The organism is Dialister invisus DSM 15470 (assembly GCF_000160055.1).
GTDB classification, from domain to species: Bacteria; Bacillota; Negativicutes; order Veillonellales; family Dialisteraceae; genus Dialister; species Dialister invisus.
On record NZ_GG698602.1, the window covers coordinates 216,501 to 239,608 of the forward strand.

The 23,108-nt window shown below is 39.5% G+C and carries 26 protein-coding genes; 1 reads left to right on the top strand and 25 read right to left on the bottom strand.

The genetic code is table 11. From position 1 onward, the window contains the following. Positions 1-9 precede the first annotated feature (9 nt). Positions 10-900 carry a YicC/YloC family endoribonuclease gene (locus tag GCWU000321_RS01035; RefSeq protein ID WP_007069204.1) on the bottom strand — a complete coding sequence of 297 codons (891 nt, stop codon included), beginning with the start codon at positions 898-900 and terminating at the stop codon, positions 10-12. A gap of 24 nt (positions 901-924) precedes the next feature. Then, a complete protein-coding gene (dapF, locus tag GCWU000321_RS01040) occupies positions 925-1,752 on the bottom strand; it encodes a diaminopimelate epimerase (protein ID WP_040381070.1) in 828 nt (275 codons plus the stop codon). A 140-nt stretch (positions 1,753-1,892) separates the two neighbouring features. On the opposite strand from dapF, the gene GCWU000321_RS01045 reads away from it, so the two are divergent. After that, the gene (locus GCWU000321_RS01045) at positions 1,893-3,614 is read left to right on the top strand and encodes an Rqc2 family fibronectin-binding protein (RefSeq protein WP_007069206.1); all 1,722 of its coding nucleotides are present in this window, start codon (positions 1,893-1,895) and stop codon (positions 3,612-3,614) included. Positions 3,615-3,707: 93 nt separating this feature from the next. Here the strand turns inward: GCWU000321_RS01045 and dapA are convergent, their stop codons facing one another. From dapA to cobU, 23 genes are all read right to left on the bottom strand, one after another. Beyond that, positions 3,708-4,616: a 4-hydroxy-tetrahydrodipicolinate synthase gene (gene dapA / locus GCWU000321_RS01050; RefSeq protein WP_040381071.1), complete on the bottom strand. Its 909-nt coding sequence runs from the start codon at positions 4,614-4,616 to the stop codon at positions 3,708-3,710. A gap of 39 nt (positions 4,617-4,655) precedes the next feature. Continuing rightward, the gene (locus GCWU000321_RS01055) at positions 4,656-5,690 is read right to left on the bottom strand and encodes an aspartate-semialdehyde dehydrogenase (protein ID WP_007069208.1); all 1,035 of its coding nucleotides are present in this window, start codon (positions 5,688-5,690) and stop codon (positions 4,656-4,658) included. A gap of 10 nt (positions 5,691-5,700) precedes the next feature. Next, positions 5,701-6,492, bottom strand: a complete 792-nt coding sequence (dapB, locus tag GCWU000321_RS01060; RefSeq protein ID WP_007069209.1) for a 4-hydroxy-tetrahydrodipicolinate reductase — start codon at positions 6,490-6,492, stop codon at positions 5,701-5,703. Between the two features lie 92 nt (positions 6,493-6,584). Continuing rightward, complete coding sequence (recN, locus tag GCWU000321_RS01065; RefSeq protein WP_007069210.1) at positions 6,585-8,249, bottom strand: DNA repair protein RecN; 1,665 nt, start codon at positions 8,247-8,249, stop codon at positions 6,585-6,587. An 8-nt stretch (positions 8,250-8,257) separates the two neighbouring features. After that, entirely contained in the window at positions 8,258-8,713 is a 456-nt protein-coding gene (gene argR, locus GCWU000321_RS01070) for an arginine repressor (protein ID WP_022027069.1), read from the bottom strand. 231 nt (positions 8,714-8,944) lie between these two features. Further along, on the bottom strand, positions 8,945-9,817 hold the full coding sequence (locus tag GCWU000321_RS01075) for an NAD(+)/NADH kinase (protein ID WP_007069213.1): 873 nt from the start codon (positions 9,815-9,817) through the stop codon (positions 8,945-8,947). Then, positions 9,814-10,641, bottom strand: a complete 828-nt coding sequence (locus GCWU000321_RS01080; RefSeq protein WP_007069214.1) for a TlyA family RNA methyltransferase — start codon at positions 10,639-10,641, stop codon at positions 9,814-9,816. Before GCWU000321_RS01080 ends, GCWU000321_RS01075 begins: the two co-directional genes overlap by 4 nt. A gap of 52 nt (positions 10,642-10,693) precedes the next feature. Continuing rightward, positions 10,694-11,572 (bottom strand): polyprenyl synthetase family protein, encoded by an 879-nt coding sequence (locus tag GCWU000321_RS01085; protein ID WP_156777724.1) that lies wholly within the window; start codon positions 11,570-11,572, stop codon positions 10,694-10,696. Continuing rightward, the gene (xseB, locus tag GCWU000321_RS01090; RefSeq protein WP_007069216.1) at positions 11,547-11,789 is read right to left on the bottom strand and encodes an exodeoxyribonuclease VII small subunit; all 243 of its coding nucleotides are present in this window, start codon (positions 11,787-11,789) and stop codon (positions 11,547-11,549) included. Before xseB ends, GCWU000321_RS01085 begins: the two co-directional genes overlap by 26 nt. Continuing rightward, positions 11,770-12,879: an exodeoxyribonuclease VII large subunit gene (xseA, locus tag GCWU000321_RS01095; protein WP_007069217.1), complete on the bottom strand. Its 1,110-nt coding sequence runs from the start codon at positions 12,877-12,879 to the stop codon at positions 11,770-11,772. Before xseA ends, xseB begins: the two co-directional genes overlap by 20 nt. Next, positions 12,857-13,816, bottom strand: a complete 960-nt coding sequence (locus tag GCWU000321_RS01100; protein WP_007069218.1) for a tRNA (adenosine(37)-N6)-threonylcarbamoyltransferase complex transferase subunit TsaD — start codon at positions 13,814-13,816, stop codon at positions 12,857-12,859. The genes xseA and GCWU000321_RS01100 overlap by 23 nt, the downstream gene beginning before the upstream one ends. Continuing rightward, the gene (gene nusB, locus GCWU000321_RS01105) at positions 13,809-14,210 is read right to left on the bottom strand and encodes a transcription antitermination factor NusB (protein ID WP_007069219.1); all 402 of its coding nucleotides are present in this window, start codon (positions 14,208-14,210) and stop codon (positions 13,809-13,811) included. The genes GCWU000321_RS01100 and nusB overlap by 8 nt, the downstream gene beginning before the upstream one ends. Before the next feature lie 13 nt (positions 14,211-14,223). Beyond that, positions 14,224-14,565: an Asp23/Gls24 family envelope stress response protein gene (locus tag GCWU000321_RS01110; protein WP_007069220.1), complete on the bottom strand. Its 342-nt coding sequence runs from the start codon at positions 14,563-14,565 to the stop codon at positions 14,224-14,226. Between the two features lie 5 nt (positions 14,566-14,570). After that, a complete protein-coding gene (locus GCWU000321_RS01115; protein ID WP_007069221.1) occupies positions 14,571-14,930 on the bottom strand; it encodes an Asp23/Gls24 family envelope stress response protein in 360 nt (119 codons plus the stop codon). A 10-nt stretch (positions 14,931-14,940) separates the two neighbouring features. Beyond that, complete coding sequence (efp, locus tag GCWU000321_RS01120; RefSeq protein WP_007069222.1) at positions 14,941-15,501, bottom strand: elongation factor P; 561 nt, start codon at positions 15,499-15,501, stop codon at positions 14,941-14,943. A gap of 17 nt (positions 15,502-15,518) precedes the next feature. Further along, positions 15,519-16,574, bottom strand: a complete 1,056-nt coding sequence (locus GCWU000321_RS01125) for a M24 family metallopeptidase (RefSeq protein ID WP_007069223.1) — start codon at positions 16,572-16,574, stop codon at positions 15,519-15,521. A 145-nt stretch (positions 16,575-16,719) separates the two neighbouring features. Continuing rightward, positions 16,720-17,331, bottom strand: coding sequence for a histidine phosphatase family protein (locus GCWU000321_RS01130; protein ID WP_007069224.1), 612 nt, complete (start codon positions 17,329-17,331; stop codon positions 16,720-16,722). Beyond that, positions 17,332-18,405 carry a pyridoxal phosphate-dependent aminotransferase gene (locus tag GCWU000321_RS01135; protein WP_007069225.1) on the bottom strand — a complete coding sequence of 358 codons (1,074 nt, stop codon included), beginning with the start codon at positions 18,403-18,405 and terminating at the stop codon, positions 17,332-17,334. It abuts the gene before it with no gap. Beyond that, positions 18,386-19,270 (bottom strand): GHMP family kinase ATP-binding protein, encoded by an 885-nt coding sequence (locus GCWU000321_RS01140; RefSeq protein WP_007069226.1) that lies wholly within the window; start codon positions 19,268-19,270, stop codon positions 18,386-18,388. The genes GCWU000321_RS01135 and GCWU000321_RS01140 overlap by 20 nt, the downstream gene beginning before the upstream one ends. Beyond that, positions 19,258-20,007: an adenosylcobinamide-GDP ribazoletransferase gene (gene cobS / locus GCWU000321_RS01145; protein WP_007069227.1), complete on the bottom strand. Its 750-nt coding sequence runs from the start codon at positions 20,005-20,007 to the stop codon at positions 19,258-19,260. The genes GCWU000321_RS01140 and cobS overlap by 13 nt, the downstream gene beginning before the upstream one ends. 4 nt (positions 20,008-20,011) lie before the next feature. Next, positions 20,012-20,983 carry an adenosylcobinamide-phosphate synthase CbiB gene (gene cbiB / locus GCWU000321_RS01150; protein ID WP_007069228.1) on the bottom strand — a complete coding sequence of 324 codons (972 nt, stop codon included), beginning with the start codon at positions 20,981-20,983 and terminating at the stop codon, positions 20,012-20,014. Next, a complete protein-coding gene (locus GCWU000321_RS01155; RefSeq protein WP_040381719.1) occupies positions 20,980-22,497 on the bottom strand; it encodes a cobyric acid synthase in 1,518 nt (505 codons plus the stop codon). The genes cbiB and GCWU000321_RS01155 overlap by 4 nt, the downstream gene beginning before the upstream one ends. Before the next feature lie 5 nt (positions 22,498-22,502). After that, complete coding sequence (gene cobU, locus GCWU000321_RS01160) at positions 22,503-23,096, bottom strand: bifunctional adenosylcobinamide kinase/adenosylcobinamide-phosphate guanylyltransferase (protein WP_007069230.1); 594 nt, start codon at positions 23,094-23,096, stop codon at positions 22,503-22,505. Positions 23,097-23,108 lie beyond the last annotated feature (12 nt).

Sequence of the window (23,108 nt, forward strand, 5' to 3'; positions counted from 1 at the left end):
ATTATCTCCTTATTCGATATTTTGAACCTGTTCCCTGATTTTCTCCAATTCTGTTTTGATTATTATAACACAGTCAATCACACTGATGTCATTGGCTTTTGATGCGGTTGTATTGATTTCCCGGTTAATTTCCTGGAGCAGAAAATCAAGCTTCCGTCCTATAGGTTCCGTACTGTCTAAAGCGGCAGCGAACTGATTTAAATGACTCTCAAACCGGGTAAGTTCTTCTGTATAATCCGTTTTTTCAGAATAAACAGCGACCTCTTGCAATAAACGTGTCTCATCCCAAGCATTCCCACTGTCTTCCAATAATTTGATCATGCGGCTGCGAAGTCTTTTTTCGTAATCCTCTACAATGATATTTTGTTTACTTTTCAGATACAGAAGTTTTTCCTTCAATAAATCAATTCTTTTATTTAAATCAGCCGCTAAATTTTCTCCTTCCCGACGCCTCATTTCATTCACTCCAGCTAATGCGGCAGATACAGCCTCGCGGGCAAGAGAAATCAATTCTTCATCAGTAATGGATTCTATTGCTACATGAAGAAAAGGAGCCGGCAACGACAAAAGATCGGAAACTGAAGGTTTCCGGCACCTGATCCCATCCTTATGCCTCAGCATGTGAAATACGTCCAAATAAGCAGATAAAAGGTCTTCATCTAAAGAAACATGAATGTTTTTTCTGCTTCCGTCTGATGTGAATATGAGATTAACGTATATCTTGCCCCGGTGTACCTGTTCTTTGATTAAAGATTTTATGCTTTCTTCCGCGGCTGCAGAAAAATGGTCAGTACGTATATTTAACTCAAGAAATCGATTGTTAACAGTTTTTATTTCAGCCGTTACTATTCCCTTAGTACCAGTTGCCGTACCATGCCCGAAACCGGTCATACTCTTCATACTTTACGCCCCTTTTCCAAATAATTAAATGATATATTCACCCTCAAACACTTTTTCTGCCGGTCCTGTCATAAATACATGCGCAGAACTATCACCCTCCCATGAAATATGAAGATTTCCTCCGTCAAGAATAACCTCTGCTTCTCCTTCTACAAGTCCATTCAGGATTGCAGCAACAACAGTCGCACAGGTTCCTGTACCACAAGCCATCGTAACACCAGTACCACGTTCCCATACACGCATGCGCAGCAAATTTTTTTTCAGGAGCTGCGCAAACTCCACATTTGTTTTTCGAGGGAAATGAGCATCTGCTTCTAATCGGGAACCGATTTCTTCAAGCGAAATTCGATCAATATCGTCAGTAAAAATAACACAATGTGGATTCCCCATTGATACACAAGTAATACGGTATGTATGCAAGTCATTTGTAAGTTTCCGGTTCACCACCATACCGTCACCAAATCCTGTCACAGGAATCTCACTGCTGTTTAAATGCGGCACGCCCATGTCGACACGAACCTTTCCATCCGGAAGCAGTTCAGGGAATAAAATCCCTGCACCGGTTTCTACGGAAAAATGATGCTTTGATACCAGCCCCAGCTCATGAGCCCACTTGGCAAAAGCACGAATACCGTTACCGCACATTTCTGCTTCACTTCCATCACTATTGAAAATTCTCATCTGAAGCGTTGCCTTTTCCGAAGGAAGAACAAAGATTATTCCATCGGCACCTATACCAAAATTTCTGTTACAAATAGAAACACATTTTTTTACCACCGGCCGGATATCCATTGTCATTGCATTGACAAAAACAAAATCATTTCCACAGGCCTGCCATTTCGTAAAATGCATAAACCCCTCCTGCATATCATTCATTAGTTTTTTATTTTAACATCTATACTAAACAGAGTCGAGCATATTTCTACAGAAAACAGGCTATCCTCCCCAATGGATTATGCTATACTGATTCAGAACAAGAAAGGAGTTATTTCATGCAAATTGACAGTGCAGTTCTTTACATATTCAGAAAAGAATTGGCAGCTAAAATCATACCGGCACAGGTCCGCCAAATTCATCAAATAGATAACCGGATTATTGACATAGAACTATTTCGTTCATACGAAAAACCTATACACTTAATTTTTGACACTTACCGCCCTTTAATCTACATCACCGAAAACCTAAAAAAGGACACCGGATATATGCCCTCTCAAACATTTTGCATGACATTGCGTAAACAGCTGGAAGGCTCCAGGCTTTCATCCATTGAACAACCGGATTTTGATCGGTTCTTAAAATTTAATTTCGATCGTATAGAAGCAGGTGGGAAGATTATTACCAAATCCCTCTGTATGGAATTAATTCCCTCGGCACCCAATTTAATTTTAACAGAAGATAATGTAATTATTGATGCCTGTCTTCGAGGGAAAAAGATGGAACGAATTCTTGCACCGGGAAAACCCTATGTCCGTAATTCATATGCAAGCAGAAATAACTTTCTTCTTTTCTCAGCAGAAGAAATCCTCCAAATATTGAAATTCGGTCAATTGCAAGATTCTTCAGTTCAGCAGTGGATTTTTGATACGTTTAATGGCTTCAGCAGCTTTTTGGCAGAGGAATTATTTTCCCGAACAAAAATTAAAGCTGATCTGCCACTAAATCATCTAAACGAGGAAGAGTCCATTATCCTGGCAAATGCAATTTACGATATGGCGCAAGAGATCTTAAGTGCAAAAGCTCTTTATATTTACAAGAAACCAAATAACAAAACCTGGGCAACGCCCATTACGCTCTCTGCGGGAGAACCCATCAGAAAAATTTCTGCTGACAGATGGATTCGTGAAGAACTGCAAAAAGATGGCGGCATTCTCTCTGCTGAAACTTCACAGATGGCCCAAAAGATATCCTCTCTCTTAAAAAAAGAGACCAGAAAGATGAATAAGATAAAAGATGAATTGAAAGAAACGAAAAAAACGGAGACCTATAAACTTTGGGGAACACTGCTTTCCATTTATGCGTATAAAAAACTTAACGGAATGCATGAATTGACAGTAAGCAATGTTTTTAATGAACCTCCGACAGATGAGAGCATCCCTGTCAATCCGCTTTTATCGGTAAGTCAAAATAGTCAGTTATATTTTAAAAGATATTCCAAAATGAAGACAAGATTGCAAGTCGGACAGGATAAATTAAATGAATGTTTTGCAAAAATCCGCTATCTGGAAAATATTTCTTATTTCCTTGAGAATATAAAAACAAAAAATGAACTTATTCAATTAAAGGATGAATTAAAAGATTCCGGAGCAACTATTCAGCGTCACTCTTCCAGGCAGAGAAAGAAAGAAAAAGAACCTTCTTTCATCTCACTGACTATAGATGGATTTCATGTCCTCCTCGGAAAAAATAATGTACAAAATGAATACTTGACATTTCACAAAGCAGGAAAAGAAGATTTGTGGTTTCATGCACAAGCTCTTCCGGGATCCCATGTTGTTCTAATAACCGAAGGACAAGTTATTCCTAAGGAATTAATTGCAAAAACAGCTGCACTGGCTGCCTTCTACAGCAAAGGAAAATCATCCGGAAAGGTTAATGTTGACTATACTCGTATAAAATATGTCAAAAAGATTCCCAACAGTCCCCCCGGACTGGTCAATTATACCCACCAATCTACTGTCACTGTAATTCCGGAAGATTTCAAAATATCCATATAAGCACTTATAAAAAAACGGCCTGTTATAGGAAACCTCAATATGACAGACCGTTTTTATCATATACAATTGTAGCGTAAAGTTTTATGATTCCTTTTATAGAAGAAATCCGTAATTCTCTAATAGAGTCCGCACATGTGACTCTTCTTCTTTTGTCGGGGCAACCATGGGAAGCCGGAAATTTCCGCCCGGTTGTCCAATTAAATTAACAGCAGTCTTAACGGGAATAGGGCTTGCAATAAAAAACATTCCTTTCATAATCGGATACATTTTCAAATGCAGTCTCCGCGCGGCAGCCAAGTTTCCTTTTTCAAAAGCGTCAATCATAGAAAGAAGATCCTCTCCGATCACATGGCTCGCCACAGAAATAACACCTACACCGCCTGCTGCTAAAACAGGCAAAGTAAATGCATCATCTCCACTGTATATCATGAAATCATCTGGAAGCAGAATCTTTTCCTTTGTTACCTGATCCCAATTCCCGGCAGCATCCTTCACGCCTACTATATTGGGGCAAACATCTGTCAACCGTTTGATTGTTTCCGGTTGGATACTAACACCGACACGCCCCGGTACGTTATATAGAATAATTGGCAGTTCAGTAGATTCCGCAATGGCTTTAAAATGTTGATACATCCCCTCCTGCGTCGGTTTAACATAAAATGGAACAATAACCAGAGCCGCATCTATCCCTGTTTTTTCTGCTGCTTTTAAAAACTCGATTGTTTCCTTCGTCCCAATGGTGCCTGCATTCCCTATAACAGATACTCTCTTTTCTGTTCCATTTTTACCAACCGCATCAACAATCATCTTATACAGCTTTAGTTTTTCTTCACTGGACATGGTCGCACCTTCACCGGTTGTTCCACCGACAAGAATTCCTTCAGATCCATGATTAACTAAATATTTAGACAAAGAAGATGCGCCTTCATAATTTACATCTCCATTTTCTTTAAATGGAGTAATCATTGCGGTTATAACTCGTCCAAACTTTGCTATTGCCATGATTTTCCCTTCTTTCTGTATAAACTGCTGTCCTATCAACTAAAACATATCATGAGCAATCATATATTCTGCAATTTGTAAGGTGTTTAAAGCAGCTCCTTTTCTGATCTGATCCCCGCAAACCCACAGATTGATTCCCCTTTTATTATATAGATCCTTTCTAATTCTTCCTACTGCCACATCGGTCTTATTAGATGTATCCAGTGGCATAGGATACACTTGTTTTTTTATATCATCTACAAGAACTACACCGGGAAATGATTTCATTGCCTCTTTAATCTGTTTAGTCGAAAGAGAAGCAGCAGTCTCAACATAAATTGATTCTGCATGGCTTCTTATAACAGGTACTCGAACTGCGGTCGGCGTAATTGCAATATCCTCATCATGAAGAATTTTACGGGTTTCATTGACCATTTTCATTTCTTCTTTGGTATATTCATTATCCAAAAATATATCAATCTGCGGTATTAGGTTATAGGCAATCGGGTAGTGTTTAGGAAGGCTGACAGAGGGAAGAATCTTCGGTTCATATACAGTCCCTTTTGATACGGCTTCTGTTTCCCCGTAAAGTTCGTCAATTCCTTCTTTCCCTGCTCCTGATACGGCTTGATAGGTGCTGACAATAACACGCTTTATAGGAGATAAATCATAAATCGGCTTCAACGCCATAAGCATGATAATTGTAGAGCAATTGGGATTAGCAATAATTCCCCTATGCTTTTCTATATCTTCCGGATTAATTTCAGGGATAATCAGCGGCACTTGGGGATCCATTCTGAACGCACTTGAATTATCTATTACTACAGCGCCGCGCCTTACTGCTTCCGGTGCTAATACTTCACTTACTTTGCCGCCGGCAAACAATGCAATGTCAATATCCTTGAAAGAATCGGGTTTTGCCTCTTCTACAGTATATTCCTCACCACAAACCATTAACTTTTTACCGGCAGATTTGGCAGATGCCAAAAGTTTGAGTGAAGCAAATGAAAAATTTCTTTCTTCAAATAAACGTATAAATTCCTGACCAACAGCACCTGTTGCTCCTAAAACAGCTACATGGGGCAATTTGTTCATTACAAACACCTCACTTTAAATAATTTTCAAGACCATAAACAAGCCCTGGAATTTTCATAACTTTATGACATGCAAGCATTACTCCCGGCATAAAAGACTTCCGATCAAGCGAATCATGTCGGATCGTAAGTATTTCCCCATATCCCCCAAAAAGTACTTCCTGATGAGCGACATATCCTGGAAGCCTTACACTATGAATCGGAATATCTTCATACTTGCCACCTCTTACCCCCGGCAGGCCTTCTTTTGTTTCATCTTCATCGGGATGCAATGTACGGGCTGCAGCAATTTTTTCTGCTGTCAATTTAGCCGTTCCGGAAGGCGCATCAAATTTATGATTATGGTGAAGTTCTATAATTTCAGCATTAGGAAAATATTTAGCTATTTCTTCAGATACTTTCATCATTAATACCGCACCAAGAGAAAAATTAGGGGCAATCAGGCAATGAGAACTATTTTTATCGCAAATAGCAGACAAACTTTTTCTTTCTTCCGTTTTCAAGCCAGTTGTGCCAATAACCATATTTATGCCAGCTGCAAGAACCGTCTGTGCATTTGAATAAATAACTTTAGGTGAAGTAAAATCAACGACTACATCAGGCTTACCACTAACAAAAGCTTCTTCCAGGCTTCCATAAATCTGTATTCCTTTATATCCAATACCCACGACGTCCCCAATATCCTGCCCCGTACATTTAGGATCTACCGCTCCGCAAAGGATAAGCCCTTCTTCTTTCTCAATAGAACGAACCACTTCACTGCCCATCCTGCCGCTGGCACCGTTAACCAGAACCTTTATCACTACAGTCCCCTTCTTTCTATTTACTACCCCAAAATAATATAATTACATCTGTTATTAAATTATAAGAATCGTAGTATAAACAAAAGGAGAAGTCAATCATCAGATAGTATTTTTTGCATTTCCAATGCTGATCGAATCGCGTTTTCTGATTTAGACATTCCTGAAATCATTTGAGCAATATTTTCTACTTGCTGCCGCCCATCTAAAAGCATGGCCTTGGAAGATGTCTGCCCGCGGCTAGTGATTTTTTCAATTTTATAATAGCGTCCGGGAATACTTGCAGTCTGCGGCAAATGTGTAATAATAAGCACCTGCAGATATTTTGACAAAATTTTTATTTTTTTTGCAATCTGTATTCCTATTTTTCCGCTGATTCCCACATCAATTTCATCAAAAACAAGAGTTTGTCCTCTCATCAACCGTGAAATTACGATTTCTATGGCTAATGCAATTCTCGATAGTTCTCCTCCTGAAGCGGTTTCTTTCATAGAACGTAAAGATTCTCCCCTATTAGCAGAAAAATACAGCTCCATTTCTTCAACACCCGATGATACAGGTGCCGCTGCGGGGATTAAATGTAAAGTCATCCTTGGATCATCCATCCCCATATCTTGCAATAAAGATATGATCTTTTCCGTAAATTCACAGCCTGTAAGAATACGTTGTCGATTTAGTGCTTCCGCCTTTTTCATCACCGCTTCTGTCAATAATTTGTATTTTTCTTGCATCTCTTTATTTTCATAAATGAGATTTTTAAGGCTGGTACATTCTTTCTCTGCATTCTCTTCATAATGAATTACATCTGCCAATGTAGGGCCAAATTTTCGCTTCAACCCTATCAATATGTTGCTTCTTGATTGCAGTTCTGATAATTCTTCATCTGAAAAATCCGCAGCGGATATATAAGTATCTAATTTCCCTTCTATATCTTCTAATGAATATAATACCGTTCTCAGTTCTTCATCTGTTTCCTTCATTTCTTTATCATAACGGGATGCCGTTGATACCGCTTTAGATGCTGATGCCAATAAATCTCGGGCACCACCTTCATCACTGAGAGCAGAAAGAGCTGCTTTTACGGAATAGATAATTTTTTCATAATTTTGCAAAATGGAAAGGCGTCTATCTATTTCTTCATCTTCCCCGTTTATGATATTAGCCGTCCGAATTTGCTCTAATTCCCATTCAAGAATATCAATACGTCGTTCATTTTCCTGCCTATGCGCATGAAATTCCTCTAAATTTTTTTTAGTTTCTTTCCATTCCTGATATATATGGTCATATTCATCACGGAGCGTTGAGATTTCAGGCGTAAACCTGTCAATAATCCTCCTGCAATATTCAGAAGAAAGAAGTTCGATAGCATCATTTTGTTCATGTAGACGAACCAGTTTTCTGCCGATAAATTCCAATTGTTTTACAGTACAGAAATCTCCATTAATCGTGCAGATTCCCCGACCGGACCGATTTAATTTTCGAGTAATAATAATCTGTGAATCTGCTGCATCAAAGCCAAATGATGATAAAATAGAAACTATTTCATCATCAGCAGAAAAAACGCCTTCCACTTTAAAAAATTCTGCACCAGTACGAATCAAATCGGTCCGTGCGCGTCGCCCCAAGAGTATCGCAAGCGCATCAATCAAAATAGATTTACCGGCTCCCGTCTCTCCGGTAAATACTGTCGCACCATCAGTTAATTCAATAATGGTATCTTCAATAATTGCAAAATTAACAATATGTAAACTTTGAAGCATATTTCCTCCTATGCTTTCAGAAGCTCCTGTATTTTTTTCTTAAACAGCTCCACATCATCCGGATTTCTCATGATAAGGAGAATCGTATCATCTCCTGCAAGTGTTCCCATAATCTCACTATATCTGGTCTGATCGATAGCGGCTGCTACGGATTGTGCCGATCCCGGCAATGTATGAATCACAATTAGGTTCATGCTGCTTTCAATTCCGATAACCGCTTCTTGGAAAAGAAATGATGTATGGTTCTTAGACATGATCCCCGGTTTCTCTGTGGACAGAGCATATCGATAATGACCATCTTTATATGGGATTTTAATAAGCATGAGATCTTTGATATCTCTTGAAACGGTTGCTTGCGTGACAATAATCCCCTCTCTCTTTAGAGCAGCCGCCAGTTCTTCCTGTGTTTCAATAATCTGATGCTGTATAATTTCTTTTATTTTCATGCTTCTATATCTTTTCATCGCATATCCTCCTACACCTTATTTCATATAGATCTTTATTAACAGTTTATTGATTTATTTTATAGTATTTAATGCATAAGGTCAATAAATATTGCATAAAAATAAAACCCTTAACTTGCTTGCTTATGACTATCAACAGATTCCGTTAACTGTCAAAAATGTACAAATAGCACAGAAGCTTCCTATCTGTGCTATTTGTACATTTATCTGATAATTGACCTTTAATCGGAATCAGGATTTCTTCATAAGTTTACCGGAAAGCGTACCCCAAAAATCATGATCAAAGAAACGAACAAAACGAATAGGTTTACTAACTCCCTGTACAAGCAGGATATCATTCGTTTTTAGTTCGTAACTCCCATTACCGTCTGCTGATATATATAGAATATGTTCCCGTGATGGCAATGTAATTTTTACGATATCCTTTTCGGATAATACGGATGCAAATCGTGACAAAGTGTGGGGACATATCGGAACTACCATCATCTGCTTTACGGAAGGAGACAGGATTGGTCCGCCGCAAGAAAATGCATATCCCGTAGAGCCGGTTGCTGTCGATATAATCAAGCCGTCGGCAGGATACTGTTGTGCAAAAATATCATTGATATACAGGTTGACTCTTACCATTTTGCCAATTTGTGCACGACCGATTACGATATCATTTAAAACATCAGGCAGAAAAGTTCTTGTGCCATCAGCATGCAATATGCAGGAACTCAAAAACATACGATCTTCTAAAACATATTTTTGCGATATAATCTGATCCAATCGCTCTTCCACGTCAGACTGGCGTATTGAATTTAAAAAACCAAGTTCTCCCAAATGGATACCGATTAAAATAACAGAGTAATCTGAAAAAGCCTTAGCAGCTTCTAAATATGAACCATCACCCCCAATAGAAAGAATATATTTTAAATTTTTGCCCATCCAGTTTGTGCTTTTATACCGGTCTTTATCAATAGCTATATCCCGTGACTCAAAACCGCCTCGTGCATACTCAGCCACATAATATTCAATATGTTTGGCTTGAAGAATCGAAATCAACTTGCCCCAAAAAGTATAAAGTGCTTCCTTTCCCATATTAGGAAATATACCGATCTTCATGACATTTCTCCTTTAAATACCTGATGTGCTTCTTCTACTATATCGTGAATAATATCTGTATTCACCATAGACCGTTCCGGCCTATCTTTCTTCAGTAATGCTAAAAATTCAATATTCCCGGATCCGCCTTTAATTGGTGAATATGTTATCCCCCATACGTGGAATCCTTCTGTTTCAAATGCTGACAAAGTATCCCTTATTACGTCTTCATGGATATTCTTATCACGAATAACTCCGCCCTTTCCAACCTTTTCTTTCCCCGCTTCAAACTGCGGTTTAATCAGAATAACTACGGATCCCTCCGGTTTAAGTATAGAATGTACGGCCGGCAGAATTTTTAATACGGAAATAAAAGAAATATCAGTCGAAATGAAATCTACTTTTTCTCCTATCATATCTTCAGTTACCTGTTTGATATTTGTTTTTTCCAAATTAATTACATGAGGATTAGTACGTAATTTCCAATCAAGCTGATTGGTTCCCACATCAATAGCATACACTTTGGCAATGCCGTTTTGAAGCGCACAATCGGTGAATCCACCCGTGGAAGCGCCGATATCAACCATCACAAGATTTTTTAAATCAAGATGAAATTCTTTTATCGCCTTTTCCAGTTTATATCCCCCACGCCCGACATATGGCATAACATGCCCTTTAATTCTGAGTCTGACATCAGACGGTATCTTCGTTCCCGGTTTATCAACAGGAACATCATTCACCAGAATAATTCCTGCCATAATATGCCGTTTCGCATTTTCCCGGGTTTCAAAAAAACCTCGTTCTACCAAAAGAACATCCAGTCGTTCTTTTTTTACTTTATTCATATCTTTTATTCCTTTATCTGTTGTACATCAAAGCAAATACTGCGCAAGAAACTTATTTTCTCCGGCAAAGGATCATTTCCGGCAGCTCTCTCAACGGCTTAAATTCTTCTCCGAAAGCCCCCAGGCTCTGTACAGCAGCAACAGCTTCCTTCCGTGCTCTCTGTTGTGCCTGATGTTTCCCCAAAAGCGTCACATAAGTGCATTTATGTTCTGAAATATCCTGTAATGGAACTTTCCCCATTTCCTGAAAAACTCCATTGAAATCCAAAAGATCATCCGTAATTTGAAATAGAAGCCCTATATGCTTTCCATATGTATGAATCGCTTCCTTATCATTTTTAGAAAGCCCAGCAATTTCTGATGCCATATCCAAGGAAGCGCATATCAGTTTACCTGTCTTACATTGATCTAAAAACATTAATTCTGACAGAGAGAGTGTTTTACCTTCTGCCCCTTTATCATGTGCCTGCCCTCCTACCATTCCAGCAGGACCTGCCGCGGCTGTTAAAATTTTTATCAATGCTATACGTTTGAAAAACGATATATTGTTTTCACAGGCAAGGAGTTCAAAAGCATAGGTTAAGAGCCCATCTCCCGCCATAGTTGCAATACCTACCCCATATTTTTTATGATTGGCCAACTTTCCCCGCCGATAGTCATCATTATCCATGCCCGGTAAATCGTCATGAATGAGTGAATATGTATGAACACATTCCAATGCGCAGGCCACATTTATATATAAATTCGAATCCACACCCAATATATCTAGAAGTACCAAAAATAAACAGGGGCGTATCCGTTTTCCCCCTGCCATTAAACTATATTGCATAGATGCGTATAATGAATCATGTGCCGGATCTGACGGCATAAGAAGACATTCCAATGCATCATCAACTAGTATCTTCTTATTTACCATTATTTCTTTTATCACGCGTTTCCTCCCCTTGCTGGATTAATTTTTCTATTTCAACAGAAATATCATGTATATCTCTCTCGGTTTCTTTCAATATAGTAAGACAAGCCATTGCTGCTTCTGTCCCCTTTTTATATTGGACAAGCATTTCTTCCAACGGTGTCTCTTCCTTCTGCAGTTGAGACACTACAGAACTTAATTCTTCCATGCAATCTTCAAATTTCTTTTCCATCATCTGCTCCTTTTATATGTTTACTGCAGATAAGAATATCTTCCATTCCACACCTTGAAAGAAACTGCATTCGCTCTAAAATATCCAATTTTTTATTGCTGATAACCTTTTTTAGTTTTCGATCCAGTATAATCCAATTATATAAAATATCCTTACGTACAGCAGTTACTTTTCCACTTTGTGCCAATATGTTAAAGATAGTTAAAGTATGCTGCAATTTAAGCTTGGATATATTCAGCTTGTCTCGAATAATTTTCTGTAAAACCAAGTACAAGCATATTATACGCTCTTCAATATATTTTTTATCAGGGACAGCAATTTCCGCTGCCTGCGTTGGCGTAGAGGCTCTCACATCAGCGGCCAAATCAAGTAAAGTCACGTCTGTTTCATGTCCTACTGCAGATATAACCGGTATCTTAGAACAGAACACTGCATCCAATAAAACTCTTTGATTAAAAGGTGTTAAATCCTCTTCCGCGCCGCCGCCTCTAGCAATAATAAGAATATCCGGCGGCTCTGTCTCTTCATTTGCCCTAATAACCATTTCTGCCATATCGGCCGCAGCATTCTCCCCTTGCACCGTTGTACTGTATAAAGAATATCTTACTGAATTATTCCGTAAAAATCCCGTCCGTATAATGTCATGGATGACCGCCCCTGACGCTGATGTAACAATTCCTACTCTAAAGGGGAATAAAGGTAATCTTTTTTTCTTTTCAATATCAAAATATCCTGAAGCTTTAAGTTCTTTCTTCAGCATATCCAATTTCTCCAAAATCGGACTCTCAGTAGAAGAAAGGATTCTATCCACCTGAAAAATCGGTCTACCGCTTATTTTGTCATATTTAATATTTCCAAGAATAAGAATTTCCGTCCCATTCTTAATCCTGCGTCCAAGAAACGCGCTTCTCATTTTCCCGATACGGCAGGTAATACGAGACTCTTCATCAATTAAAGAAAAAAATATGACCCCTGAAAAATGAAAGTGTAAATTGCTGACAGTTCCCGATATGGTTATATTTTTAAAAATATAATCTTTTTGAAGAGCACCTGCTACAAGGCTGCTGCATTCACGAACCGAGTAGACTTTCATATGTATACCTCATAAATGCTCCGAACGCATTTCCTGTCGCATTGTCACTGCTATACTTCACTTCTGCGAAGCATGGATGCAAAGATTTATGCCTGCATATTTCCGTAATACTCTTTCGCAGATACCCATTGCTCATTACTCCGCCGACTGCGATAAAGGTTCTCCCTTCTATAAAGCCATTATATGAGTCCAAGACTTTATGTAATGACTTGCCAATAGAGGAAAAAACGCCATAAGCAATATCTTCTGGCGTATAACGCTTAGTTTGTATATCACGCTGTACCTGCGCTTCCGGGCCGGCAAAACTGAATCCATTTTTAACATTTGCTACCGGTACTTTATATAATTGCTGATGTTTCATTGCTAATCGTTCCATAGACGGGCCTGCAGGAAAAGGCATTCCTAAAGAAACACCTACACGATCAATGAATTGTCCGGCGGTAATGTCCGCAGAATGAATCAGATCCACAATTTGCATAATATCCTTTTCCCATTCCACTGAAAGAACATCTTGTGTCCCCCCGGAAAGATGCATCATATAAAAAGGTGTTCCCCATATTTCAGGCATATTTTGAATGGCTGCCAATGCATGATTTTCCTGATGACTGAATTCGAAAACAGGTACACGTAGCACATGAGACAGCGACTCTGCCATACCTTTGCCGACAAGAAAAGCGGGCATGTAAGAATCTGCCCGCCGACGTGGAAATACTGATACGCCGATACCATTAATCTGATCAATCCATGGCTCTAATTGTCCCAAAATCACAGGGAGATTTCTGACATGCTGGAATACCATTTCTGACTGGGATAACCCTCTTTTTCCAGCCTTTACAGATAAAATAATGCGTGACTCTCCCACTATACCTTCAGTACTGTCATATACAGCCGCAGATGTCGTATAGCAGCTTGTATCAATACCAAGGAATTTAGCCATTTTTTTCACCTGTTACCGCACTTAAAATTCCATTGATAAAACGATAGGAATTTTCACCGCCATAAACTTTCGCAAGTTCAACAGCTTCATTGATGATAACTTTTCTATCCGCCTTATCCTCATAAGTATAATTAAATTCGGCAATCGCTATCCGCAAAATATTTTTATCTACAATATTTAACTGGCTTAATGACCATTTTTTTAAAAACCTGACAATCTCCCCATCGATCTCATCCCGATGCAGCTGCACCTGTTCAACTAAAAAATCAGAAAAGGATTTTCCTTTCTCAGATAAAGCATCAGAGATATCTGCTGATAATTCTGCCGTATTAGGATTTATCTCCTTTGCATATAAAACTTTTAATGCATGTTCTCTGGCTTTACTTCTGCTCATTGTTCTGCTTTCTTTATTTAATAACTTCTGTTACGGCTACATCAACTGATAAAACAGGTTCATCAGTCAGTAGTAAAATTTCGCGTTGTACTTGTTTTTGTACAAGATATCCCACCTCATGGACATGACAGCCATAAATGAGCGAGATAAAAATATTAATAGTCATTCCATTTTTATCATGGCGGATTAAAATCCCTTTATGCACCTTTTTGCCAAATGCTGAAGTAATTCCCTTGACGATATGCTGAAGACCTTCCGATGTAAATCCCTTAACTTCCGGAATAGCAAGAATAATTTCTTCAATTTTCAGATAAAGTTCTTCATCTGAAACAACAGAATGCAAATCTTCCACCATATCGCTTACCTTGCTGCACCAAAAACAATCTGCTGCACATTTACATTAACCTCCGCAACAGTAATTCCCGTATATTGAAAAATATCTTCTTTGACAGCTTCCTGTAACTGCAAGGCAACAGCAGGGATTCTCATCCCATGTTTCACGCAAATATATAAATCAATAATTACATTTTTATTTCTTATGGAGACACGAACACCTTCCGCATCCCCATCGCCAATCACAGAAGAAATTCCATGCGAATATCGACCATCCATGGACATAACCTCATTAATTTGAAGCGCTGTATCCCTGGCAATGGTAGCAAGCACCTGTTCAGAAATACTGATAATCCCCAATGATGTTTTAATTTCTGCAGCTGCCATCAAAAAGATCTCACTTTACACGTTCAATATAGTCGCCGGTACGTGTATCAATACGGAGCACTTCCCCTTCATTAATAAAAAGTGGAACGGATACGGTATATCCGGTTTCCAGCTTGGCAGGTTTTGACCCGCCAGTCGCCGTATCGCCGCGAATCCCTGGTTCTGTTTCAACAACTTTCAGCTCAACAGAGTTCGGAATATCAATCCCGATAATATCCCCATTGAAAAACATAACAGAACATTCCATCTCTTCCTTAAGAAAATTAATCTTATCTCCCAATTGATCCTTGCGAAGCATAATCTGTTCATACGTTTCCGTATCCATAAAACAATAGGATTCATCAGCCTCATACAAATACTGCATCGGCTTACGTTCTACAATGGCCGGCTGCAATTTAATCCCGGCATTAAACTTACGCTCAACAACCGAACCATTTACCATGTTCTTCAGCTTTGCACGTACAAATGCCGCACCTTTCCCCGGTTTTACATGTAAAAATTCGACACACTGCCATACAGATCCATCGAGTTCAATGGTAATACCCGGTCGCAAATCATTACTGGAAATCATTTACTTTCTTCCTCCTGCTACATTCTTAAAAATTTTTTCGGGAATTTTGTTAAGACTTCAATACCGTCTTTTTTTATAACAACCGTATCTTCAATACGGACTCCACCAATTCCTGGAATATATACCCCAGGTTCCACCGTTTCTATCATATTTTCTTTCAATACTGTATGGTCCCGTGCTGATAAAAAGGGGGATTCATGAATCTCCAGCCCCACACTATGTCCGAGTGAATGGACGAAATAAGACTCAAATCCATCTTTCTTCAGATACTCTCGCGCCGATTTATCCACTTCCGAACAAATAATTCCCTCCTTAAGCTGCATTTCAATATGCTCATTGCAGCATAAGACACTGTCATAAATCTTCTGCAGTCGCTCTGAAACATCTCCTATGGCAACCGTCCGTGTAATGTCAGAATGGTACCCCTTATAAATAGCACCAAAATCAAAAGTGACCAAATCACCATCTTCCAAAACCTTTCCTGTGGCTACACCATGAGGATATGCGGACCGTTCACCCGATGCGACAATAGTATCAAAAGATTTTCCTTCCGATCCTTCTTCAAGCATAGCGCACTCAAGGATAGTCCTCAACCGTGCCTCAGTTATTCCTGCCCTGATAAAAGGAAGAGTTGCCTTAAATCCCGCATCTGATATACGACAAGCCTCTTTTATACAGAAAATTTCTTCCTCAGATTTGATCTGCCGCAGCCGATCTATTTGAGAAAACCTGAATTCTATATTCGGCATATATTCATGAAAAGACAGGTACATCTGATAGGAAAAAACCGTTTCTACTCCCATAGTTTTTATATGGTATTCACCAGCAAGCTTCGCGACTATTTCTGCCAGATGACCTTTGTAATCCACCACTGTATAATCGGCAGATTCTTTTCTTGCCTGCTCTGTATATCTGCTGTCCGTCAGAAGGTACAACTCCTCTTTTGTCAGAAGCAGATAACTGTCTGAACCTGTAAACTTACTTAAATATCTGCAGTTTTCATCCTTTTGCACAAAAATTGCATCTAATTGATTTTCTCTAAGAAAATCAATTATTTTCATTTTCTCAGTCATTAAATCACCACTTTTCCGTTTCTTTATGATACCGTAAAAGTGTATGTTTGTCCATTTGGCTTTGGTTCCGGCAATGATTTCTGTTACGATTCCTTATTACCGGATAATCCGATAAAAAATGTTCCGTTATGGCAGTATCCGTAAATCACTTTATCAGATGATCCGTAAAATTATGAAAAGTCAAAATTGTTCTGTCACCCATATAATGTGTCATGCAAGTAATACCGGCATTATATAAACTGAAATTCCAAGCTGTTTTTAACGGTATATCCAAAAGACCGCAGATAATTGTCCTGATAGCCGCACCATGGCTTACAATTACATAAGTCTTATTATCCCCGCGGTCAATGATCTCTTCAACTGCTTGCACCGTCCTCCTCTGTAAATCGGCAAAAGACTCGCCGTGAGGCAGCTGCAGTAGTTCCGGATGATGATACATCTCCTCAATCATTCCCGGCCAGTAATGCTCAATCTCTTCAAAAGTTTTTCCTTCCCAGTCGCCAAAATGAAGTTCCTGCAACGCATCAATCACTTCGACATTCATACTCTTCAATTTTGCAATTTCTTTCGCCGTTTCCATGGCTCTTCCCAAACTGCTGGATATTATTCCATTCAGAGAAATTCCTTCAAACCAATGAGCTGTCAGCTTCGCCTGTTTTTTCCCCAATGCACTCAGTGCCACCTCAGTACTGCCTTGATACCTTCCAGATTCATTCCAGACCGTTTGTCCATGACGAACAAAATATAGCGTGATCATCTATTCAAGAACCTTTCTCAATGCATTAACTAATCGCAGATTTTCTTCCTTTATCTTTACTGCAATCCGAAAATAACTTTCATCCAACCCCGCATAATTACCGCATTGCCGCAAAATAATTTTATAAGGCCATAGTGCTTGCTGCAGTTCATATGCTGATTTGAACTTTCTCATCAGTTTGCATAAAAAGAAATTAACACTTCCCGGATATACCTTAATACTATCGATTGCAGACAAATCCGTAATCATCCTATTCCTTTCCGTTTTACAATATTCTCGTATTCTCTGAATATACGCATCATCTGCCAATGCACTCTTCATATAAGTCTGAACAAGTCCATTTACATGCCAAGGAATTAATTGCTCCTGGCATTTCTTAGCAATTTCTTCTGTGGAAAAACTGCATCCGATTCTTAGCCCCGGGACAGCATAAAATTTCGTTAAGGAAGAAACTATAATAACCTGTCTATGGCAAAGGCAAAGTTTTCGGTAGGAAAAAGAGTCTCCTAAAAAGTCCACAAAAGACTCATCCAAAATTAAATAGCTTTGCGTTTTTTCTACAAGCAGAAGTATCTGTTTCAACCTTTCCTCATTAAGTATTTGTCCGTCAGGATTGTTGGGGTTCCCTAAATATACAACAGATTTCGGTTCTATCTTTGTAAAAAACTCCACTGGAATTTTGAAATCTGTTTTTGCAGACAACGGTATTTCCTCTACCTTTGCGTTGACAGATTCAGCTGATAGACGATACTCGCTAAATGACGGTGCCGGTACATAAACCTTGCCAGGCAGCAGCACACGGAGCAGAGTATACATAATTTCTGTAGCACCATTTCCAACCGTTATCATCCGGTCAGGCATGCCATACCTGTTTGCCAAAGCAGAAATAAGCTCTCGACATTCCATATCAGGATACCGCAATACCTCTTTTTCCCAGGATCGAATAAGTGCTTCTTTGCCTTTCGGGGAAAGTCCTAACGGATTGATATTGATACTGAAATCTAAAAAACCATCCCGTTCTCCTCCCGGCAATTTAAATATATCGCCACCATGCCTACTTTGTGAAAGGATCATCCAATTTACACTTTCTAATCTGCATACCTTGATTTGTCAACCGTACTGTATCTAGATAAAAAACTCCTAAATCATAATCTTTAATTTTCGTCCGGATTGCTTCAATATCTGCACCAGGTGCTACGATTAACCCAAGAACAGTTCCACTGTGTGCGCAAATAACCCCTTTTCCGCCTAATGTGGTTCCCCTCGTATAAAAATCTTCCAGCGGCTTTTTAAAAAGTATCTTCTGGTTTGCAAACGCGCTGATTGTAGCCGCCTTTCCGATAACTTCCAATGACTGATTTTTTAATCCTTCCACCAAAAAAGACATCGCTTTCTCTATTTCAGTTTGATTGCTCTTTTGCAATGAAATCAAATCTTTCCTATTGTTAAAAGACATCGTATCAACTTCACCGCCACAATCGTAAATTAAAATCTGCATATCAGGACAATGCCCCATTTCCCGAATCACTTTCCCGTCACGGTAATCAAACTCCACAATCCCCTCAAAAAACGTAGCATCACTGGGTTCAATAGAAAGCGCGATCGTTGCTAATTCACGCGGAGAAAGAATTTCCCCGACACTTAACGCTGTCGCCTGGCATACCGCACTTATATCGGCCGTACTTGACGCCAATCCCTTTCCCCTCGGAATATAGGATTTTAGCTTAATCGGAACAATCGTATCGGGTCTTTTCAGATAAACTAATGTACGTTTCACGGCCTCCGCCGCCTTATCAGGCAAAATGTCACCAATTCCGTCGAATCCGCTATAAGCATAAGAATATCGATTAATCGGGCAAGTCACCATAAAGGAGGATCCATTCGCATACCCCTGAATAAACTCTCCGCATGATCCGGGAGATATAACTAAATATGCCATGCCCCACCTTTAACCAATAACACAAATAAGAATGCTATAAATGCCTCAGTGATTTCTGTAATAAACCCATAAGTATCACCGGTTGTTCCGCCAATCTTTTCAACTATCCACGAATTTAAATAAAGACCGAACAATATAGCCGCGCTGAAGAGAATAATATAGTCAAGCCCAAAACAAACTGCCGGCAGAATAGCTGTAAAAAATGCATAAAAAACCGCATTTTTAGACCTATAGGCCGAAAAGGACTTCCCGATTCCATATGGTCTGGCATAAGGATATTCACATATACTGATAACCAGATTTAACCTTCCCAGTGTCGGCATCGCGATAAGGACAAAATATAGCGCAGTATCAGCAGAAGCCAGCGCGAATGTTTTTAAGAGAACTATCAATAAGACAGAAAGTACCCCAAAAGCTCCTACATGGCTGTCTTTCATAATTTCCAGGCTTCTCTCTTTACTGCGTCCCGAAAATAAGCCGTCAGCGGAATCCATAAGCCCGTCAAGCAATAATGCCCCTGTAATAAAAAGTTCCGATATAACCAAAATAAATCCAATCAAAAGAGGGCTGCCGAGTGGTCGTATCAAAAAGAAAACACCGCATAACAGGAGTCCTATAATCCATCCAATTACAGGAAACCATGTTACACTTTTCCCAAAGTCTTCATCTTTCCATTCAGTTTGTGTGTCAAGGCGAAGCCGCGTCAAAAACTGCAGCCCGACAAGAAAACTTTTCATTCCATCACCAAAATAATAGAATCAACGATTCCATAAAGGCAAAAATAATAGTAGCCAGATACATCATCCAAATAGTAGTCTTAATGTGCTCCGCCCGCAAAGTTTGATCCGAATCCCCCATATAAGCACGAAACTCCGGTTTCCCATTGTAATAATTATATCCGCCAAGCTGCACATGCATTGCACCCGCCACAGTAGCTTCAGCATAACCCCCATTGGGACTCGGATGTTTGTTCGCATCACGAAATCCGATCACGCATGCGTTTCGCCAATCTAGCCGAAGAATAAAAGCGGCTATAATAAAAAGTAAATAAGTAACCCTCGCGGGTATGTAATTCAAAATATCATCAAGCCGTGCAGCAGCTCTGCCGAAGAAAAGATAGCGTTCGTTTTTATAGCCGATCATGGAATCCATCGTATTGCCTGCTCGATATACAATAGCGCCAATTGGGCCCAAAAGTAGAAAATAAAATAGCGGGGAAATAATTCCATCAGTCGTATTTTCTGCAACAGTTTCTATCGTCCCTCTTGAAATTTCACTTTCATTTAATCCGTCAGTATCTCTTCCTACAATCCAAGATAACCGGGCACGTGCTGTTTCTACATTTCCTTTTTTCAGAAGATTGTATATTTCCATCCCATCACGGGCAAGCGCGCGCGGAGTAATCGAAACATAGAGTAAAACCGTACTAAGCAGAAAATAACAGAAAATTCCTGCTTTCGCAGCAATATACAATATTACCGTAGATAGAATACCTACGCTCACCAAGACAAGAAAAACCACACCACATCCGTAAAGGAACAGCTTCATATTATCCGTATGATGCTTCGGATACAATTTATTTTCCCATGTGGAGATCAGTTTCCCGATGAGAACTACCGGATGCCAGTCCGATCGGGGATCTCCTATTACTGCATCTATTATCAATGCCATAAACGGAACCAACGCATAAGGGAGAGTTCCCAATTCACTCACCCCAAGACTTCATAAAACTTCTTCATATCAAAATGTTTTCGTACTGTATCGGCAAGACGGTCAAATTCCGATTCTTTATATTGGCGATAACGGAACTGCACAGGAAGCGTCTCCAATCCTTTTCTTTTACGAAGTGCGTTAATTATTGCCCGCCTAAGATCATCATTATCAAAGATACCATGGCAGTATGTACCAAATATATGATGTGTTTCATTGATATATCCGTCTTGCACTTGCACCGGTTGATTACTTCTCCGCACTATATTAAAAAGGCTTTGTGCTGAATGGGTAAGTACCGTTTCCCCCATATGTATTTCATACCCTTTTAAATGGCTTCCTTTAAAATCCATACCAAGAAATGGCAAGGCTTCACAATTAAACTCTACCTGATATGTATTTTTTTCCCCCTGCATGGTTGTAACATAAGGCATTAACCCCAGTCCTTCCACTGCATCATTACTGCTTTCTACATGTAATGGATCACAAACCTTTTCTCCAAGCATCTGATAGCCGCCGCAAATTCCAACCACGGGAATACCTCTTGCTGCAAGCGCTTTAATATCATGATCGTACCCCTGTCGCTTCAGATAAAGCAAGTCCTCTGTCGTATTTTTACTGCCCGGCAGTATAATAAGATCCGGACTCCCAATCAAATCTCCCTGCTGAATAAAACGCACGTTTACATCCGGTTCATGGGTAAATGCATCAAAGTCCGTGAAATTTGAGATTTTAGGCGTTTGGATAATAGCAATATGAACATCATGCATAATCTGATTCCGTGGCATTTCTTGAAGTGACACGGAATCTTCATCATCAATCCCCAGCTTATCCAAATAAGGAATAACACCTAAGACCGGAATCCCCGTATGTTCTTCAAGGAATGTCAATGCCGGTTCCAAAAGTGTAATATCCCCGCGAAATTTATTAATGATAAGTCCCTTCACAAGTTTACGTTCTTCAGGCTCTAACAGTTCAAGGGTTCCTACAATAGACGCCAACGCCCCGCCACGATCAATATCTGCGATCAAAAATACGGGAGACCGGCATTCTTTTGCAATCCGCATATTGACAATATCATTCTTTTTCAGATTGACTTCAGCAGGACTTCCCGCCCCCTCAATCACCAGCACATCATAATGTGTTTCCATGAAATCAAGACTCTTTTTTACGGAAGACCATGCCTCTTGGCTATATTTATTTTGATATTCTGAAGCGCTATAATTACCGACCGATTTACCGAGAAGAATCACCTGAGAGCAGGAATTCCCCGTGGGTTTCAAAAGTACAGGATTCATCTGCACAATAGGATTTTCCCCTGCGGCTTCCGCCTGGGCAACAGTAGAACGGCCGATTTCTCCACCAGAATGCGTAACATAGGAATTTAGTGCCATATTCTGCGCCTTAAATGGGGCAACATGATACCCATCTTGTTTGAGAATTCTACAAAATGCCGTTGTTAAAATACTTTTACCCACATGAGAGCTTGTTCCCTGAAACATAATTTTTTTGGCAATTTTTCTCACCATGGTTCCACTCCTCTGCTTTTAAGCTCCACTGTAATTCCTGCAATTGATAGATATACCTTATCTGCCTTTTGGGCCACATACTGATTTGCCAATCCCACCAAATCGCGGTATACCCGGCTCATTGCGTTGGCCGGTACGATGCCCATCCCCAACTCGTCAGAAACAAAGATAATTTCCTTGTTATCCGTCTGGGAAATGATATTAAAGAGCAATTCCAAATCTTTCTCCAGTAATGTTTGTAATGCCGTCAGATCGTTAATTCCAAGTGTTTCATTATCTTTATTCGCCAAATGCTCCATAAGAATATTGTTGACATACATCGTAATGCAATCAAAAAGAACCGTGTCCGCTTCCATAAGAACAAATCCTATTTTGCCGCTGACTTCTCCTAAAATTTCAAATGTTTTCCAGTCTTCCGGGCGCCTTTTTTGATGCAAGATAACGCGGTATTTCATTTCATCATCTAAGATTCGGCTTGTTGCGACATATCCTTTTCTTTTCCCTGTAGAATGATACATCAGCTCTTCGGCAAACTCACTCTTGCCACTTCTTGATCCGCCTAACACTAAAAATATTTTATTGCCCATCTGTGCCTTACC

Bases quoted from the DNA above. Each gene is read 5' to 3' on its own strand.
- GCWU000321_RS01035 (WP_007069204.1), bottom strand. From the start codon at position 900: ATGAAGAGTATGACCGGTTTCGGGCATGGTACGGCAACTGGTACTAAG.
- dapF (WP_040381070.1), bottom strand. From the start codon at position 1,752: ATGCATTTTACGAAATGGCAGGCCTGTGGAAATGATTTTGTTTTTGTC.
- GCWU000321_RS01045 (WP_007069206.1), top strand. From the start codon at position 1,893: ATGCAAATTGACAGTGCAGTTCTTTACATATTCAGAAAAGAATTGGCA.
- dapA (WP_040381071.1), bottom strand. From the start codon at position 4,616: ATGGCAATAGCAAAGTTTGGACGAGTTATAACCGCAATGATTACTCCA.
- GCWU000321_RS01055 (WP_007069208.1), bottom strand. From the start codon at position 5,690: ATGAACAAATTGCCCCATGTAGCTGTTTTAGGAGCAACAGGTGCTGTT.
- recN (WP_007069210.1), bottom strand. From the start codon at position 8,249: ATGCTTCAAAGTTTACATATTGTTAATTTTGCAATTATTGAAGATACC.
- argR (WP_022027069.1), bottom strand. From the start codon at position 8,713: ATGAAAAGATATAGAAGCATGAAAATAAAAGAAATTATACAGCATCAG.
- GCWU000321_RS01075 (WP_007069213.1), bottom strand. From the start codon at position 9,817: ATGAAGATCGGTATATTTCCTAATATGGGAAAGGAAGCACTTTATACT.
- GCWU000321_RS01080 (WP_007069214.1), bottom strand. From the start codon at position 10,641: ATGAATAAAGTAAAAAAAGAACGACTGGATGTTCTTTTGGTAGAACGA.
- xseB (WP_007069216.1), bottom strand. From the start codon at position 11,789: ATGATGGAAAAGAAATTTGAAGATTGCATGGAAGAATTAAGTTCTGTA.
- xseA (WP_007069217.1), bottom strand. From the start codon at position 12,879: ATGAAAGTCTACTCGGTTCGTGAATGCAGCAGCCTTGTAGCAGGTGCT.
- GCWU000321_RS01100 (WP_007069218.1), bottom strand. From the start codon at position 13,816: ATGGCTAAATTCCTTGGTATTGATACAAGCTGCTATACGACATCTGCG.
- nusB (WP_007069219.1), bottom strand. From the start codon at position 14,210: ATGAGCAGAAGTAAAGCCAGAGAACATGCATTAAAAGTTTTATATGCA.
- GCWU000321_RS01110 (WP_007069220.1), bottom strand. From the start codon at position 14,565: ATGGTGGAAGATTTGCATTCTGTTGTTTCAGATGAAGAACTTTATCTG.
- GCWU000321_RS01115 (WP_007069221.1), bottom strand. From the start codon at position 14,930: ATGGCAGCTGCAGAAATTAAAACATCATTGGGGATTATCAGTATTTCT.
- efp (WP_007069222.1), bottom strand. From the start codon at position 15,501: ATGATTTCCAGTAATGATTTGCGACCGGGTATTACCATTGAACTCGAT.
- GCWU000321_RS01125 (WP_007069223.1), bottom strand. From the start codon at position 16,574: ATGACTGAGAAAATGAAAATAATTGATTTTCTTAGAGAAAATCAATTA.
- GCWU000321_RS01130 (WP_007069224.1), bottom strand. From the start codon at position 17,331: ATGATCACGCTATATTTTGTTCGTCATGGACAAACGGTCTGGAATGAA.
- GCWU000321_RS01135 (WP_007069225.1), bottom strand. From the start codon at position 18,405: ATGATCCTTTCACAAAGTAGGCATGGTGGCGATATATTTAAATTGCCG.
- GCWU000321_RS01140 (WP_007069226.1), bottom strand. From the start codon at position 19,270: ATGGCATATTTAGTTATATCTCCCGGATCATGCGGAGAGTTTATTCAG.
- cobS (WP_007069227.1), bottom strand. From the start codon at position 20,007: ATGAAAAGTTTTCTTGTCGGGCTGCAGTTTTTGACGCGGCTTCGCCTT.
- cobU (WP_007069230.1), bottom strand. From the start codon at position 23,096: ATGGGCAATAAAATATTTTTAGTGTTAGGCGGATCAAGAAGTGGCAAG.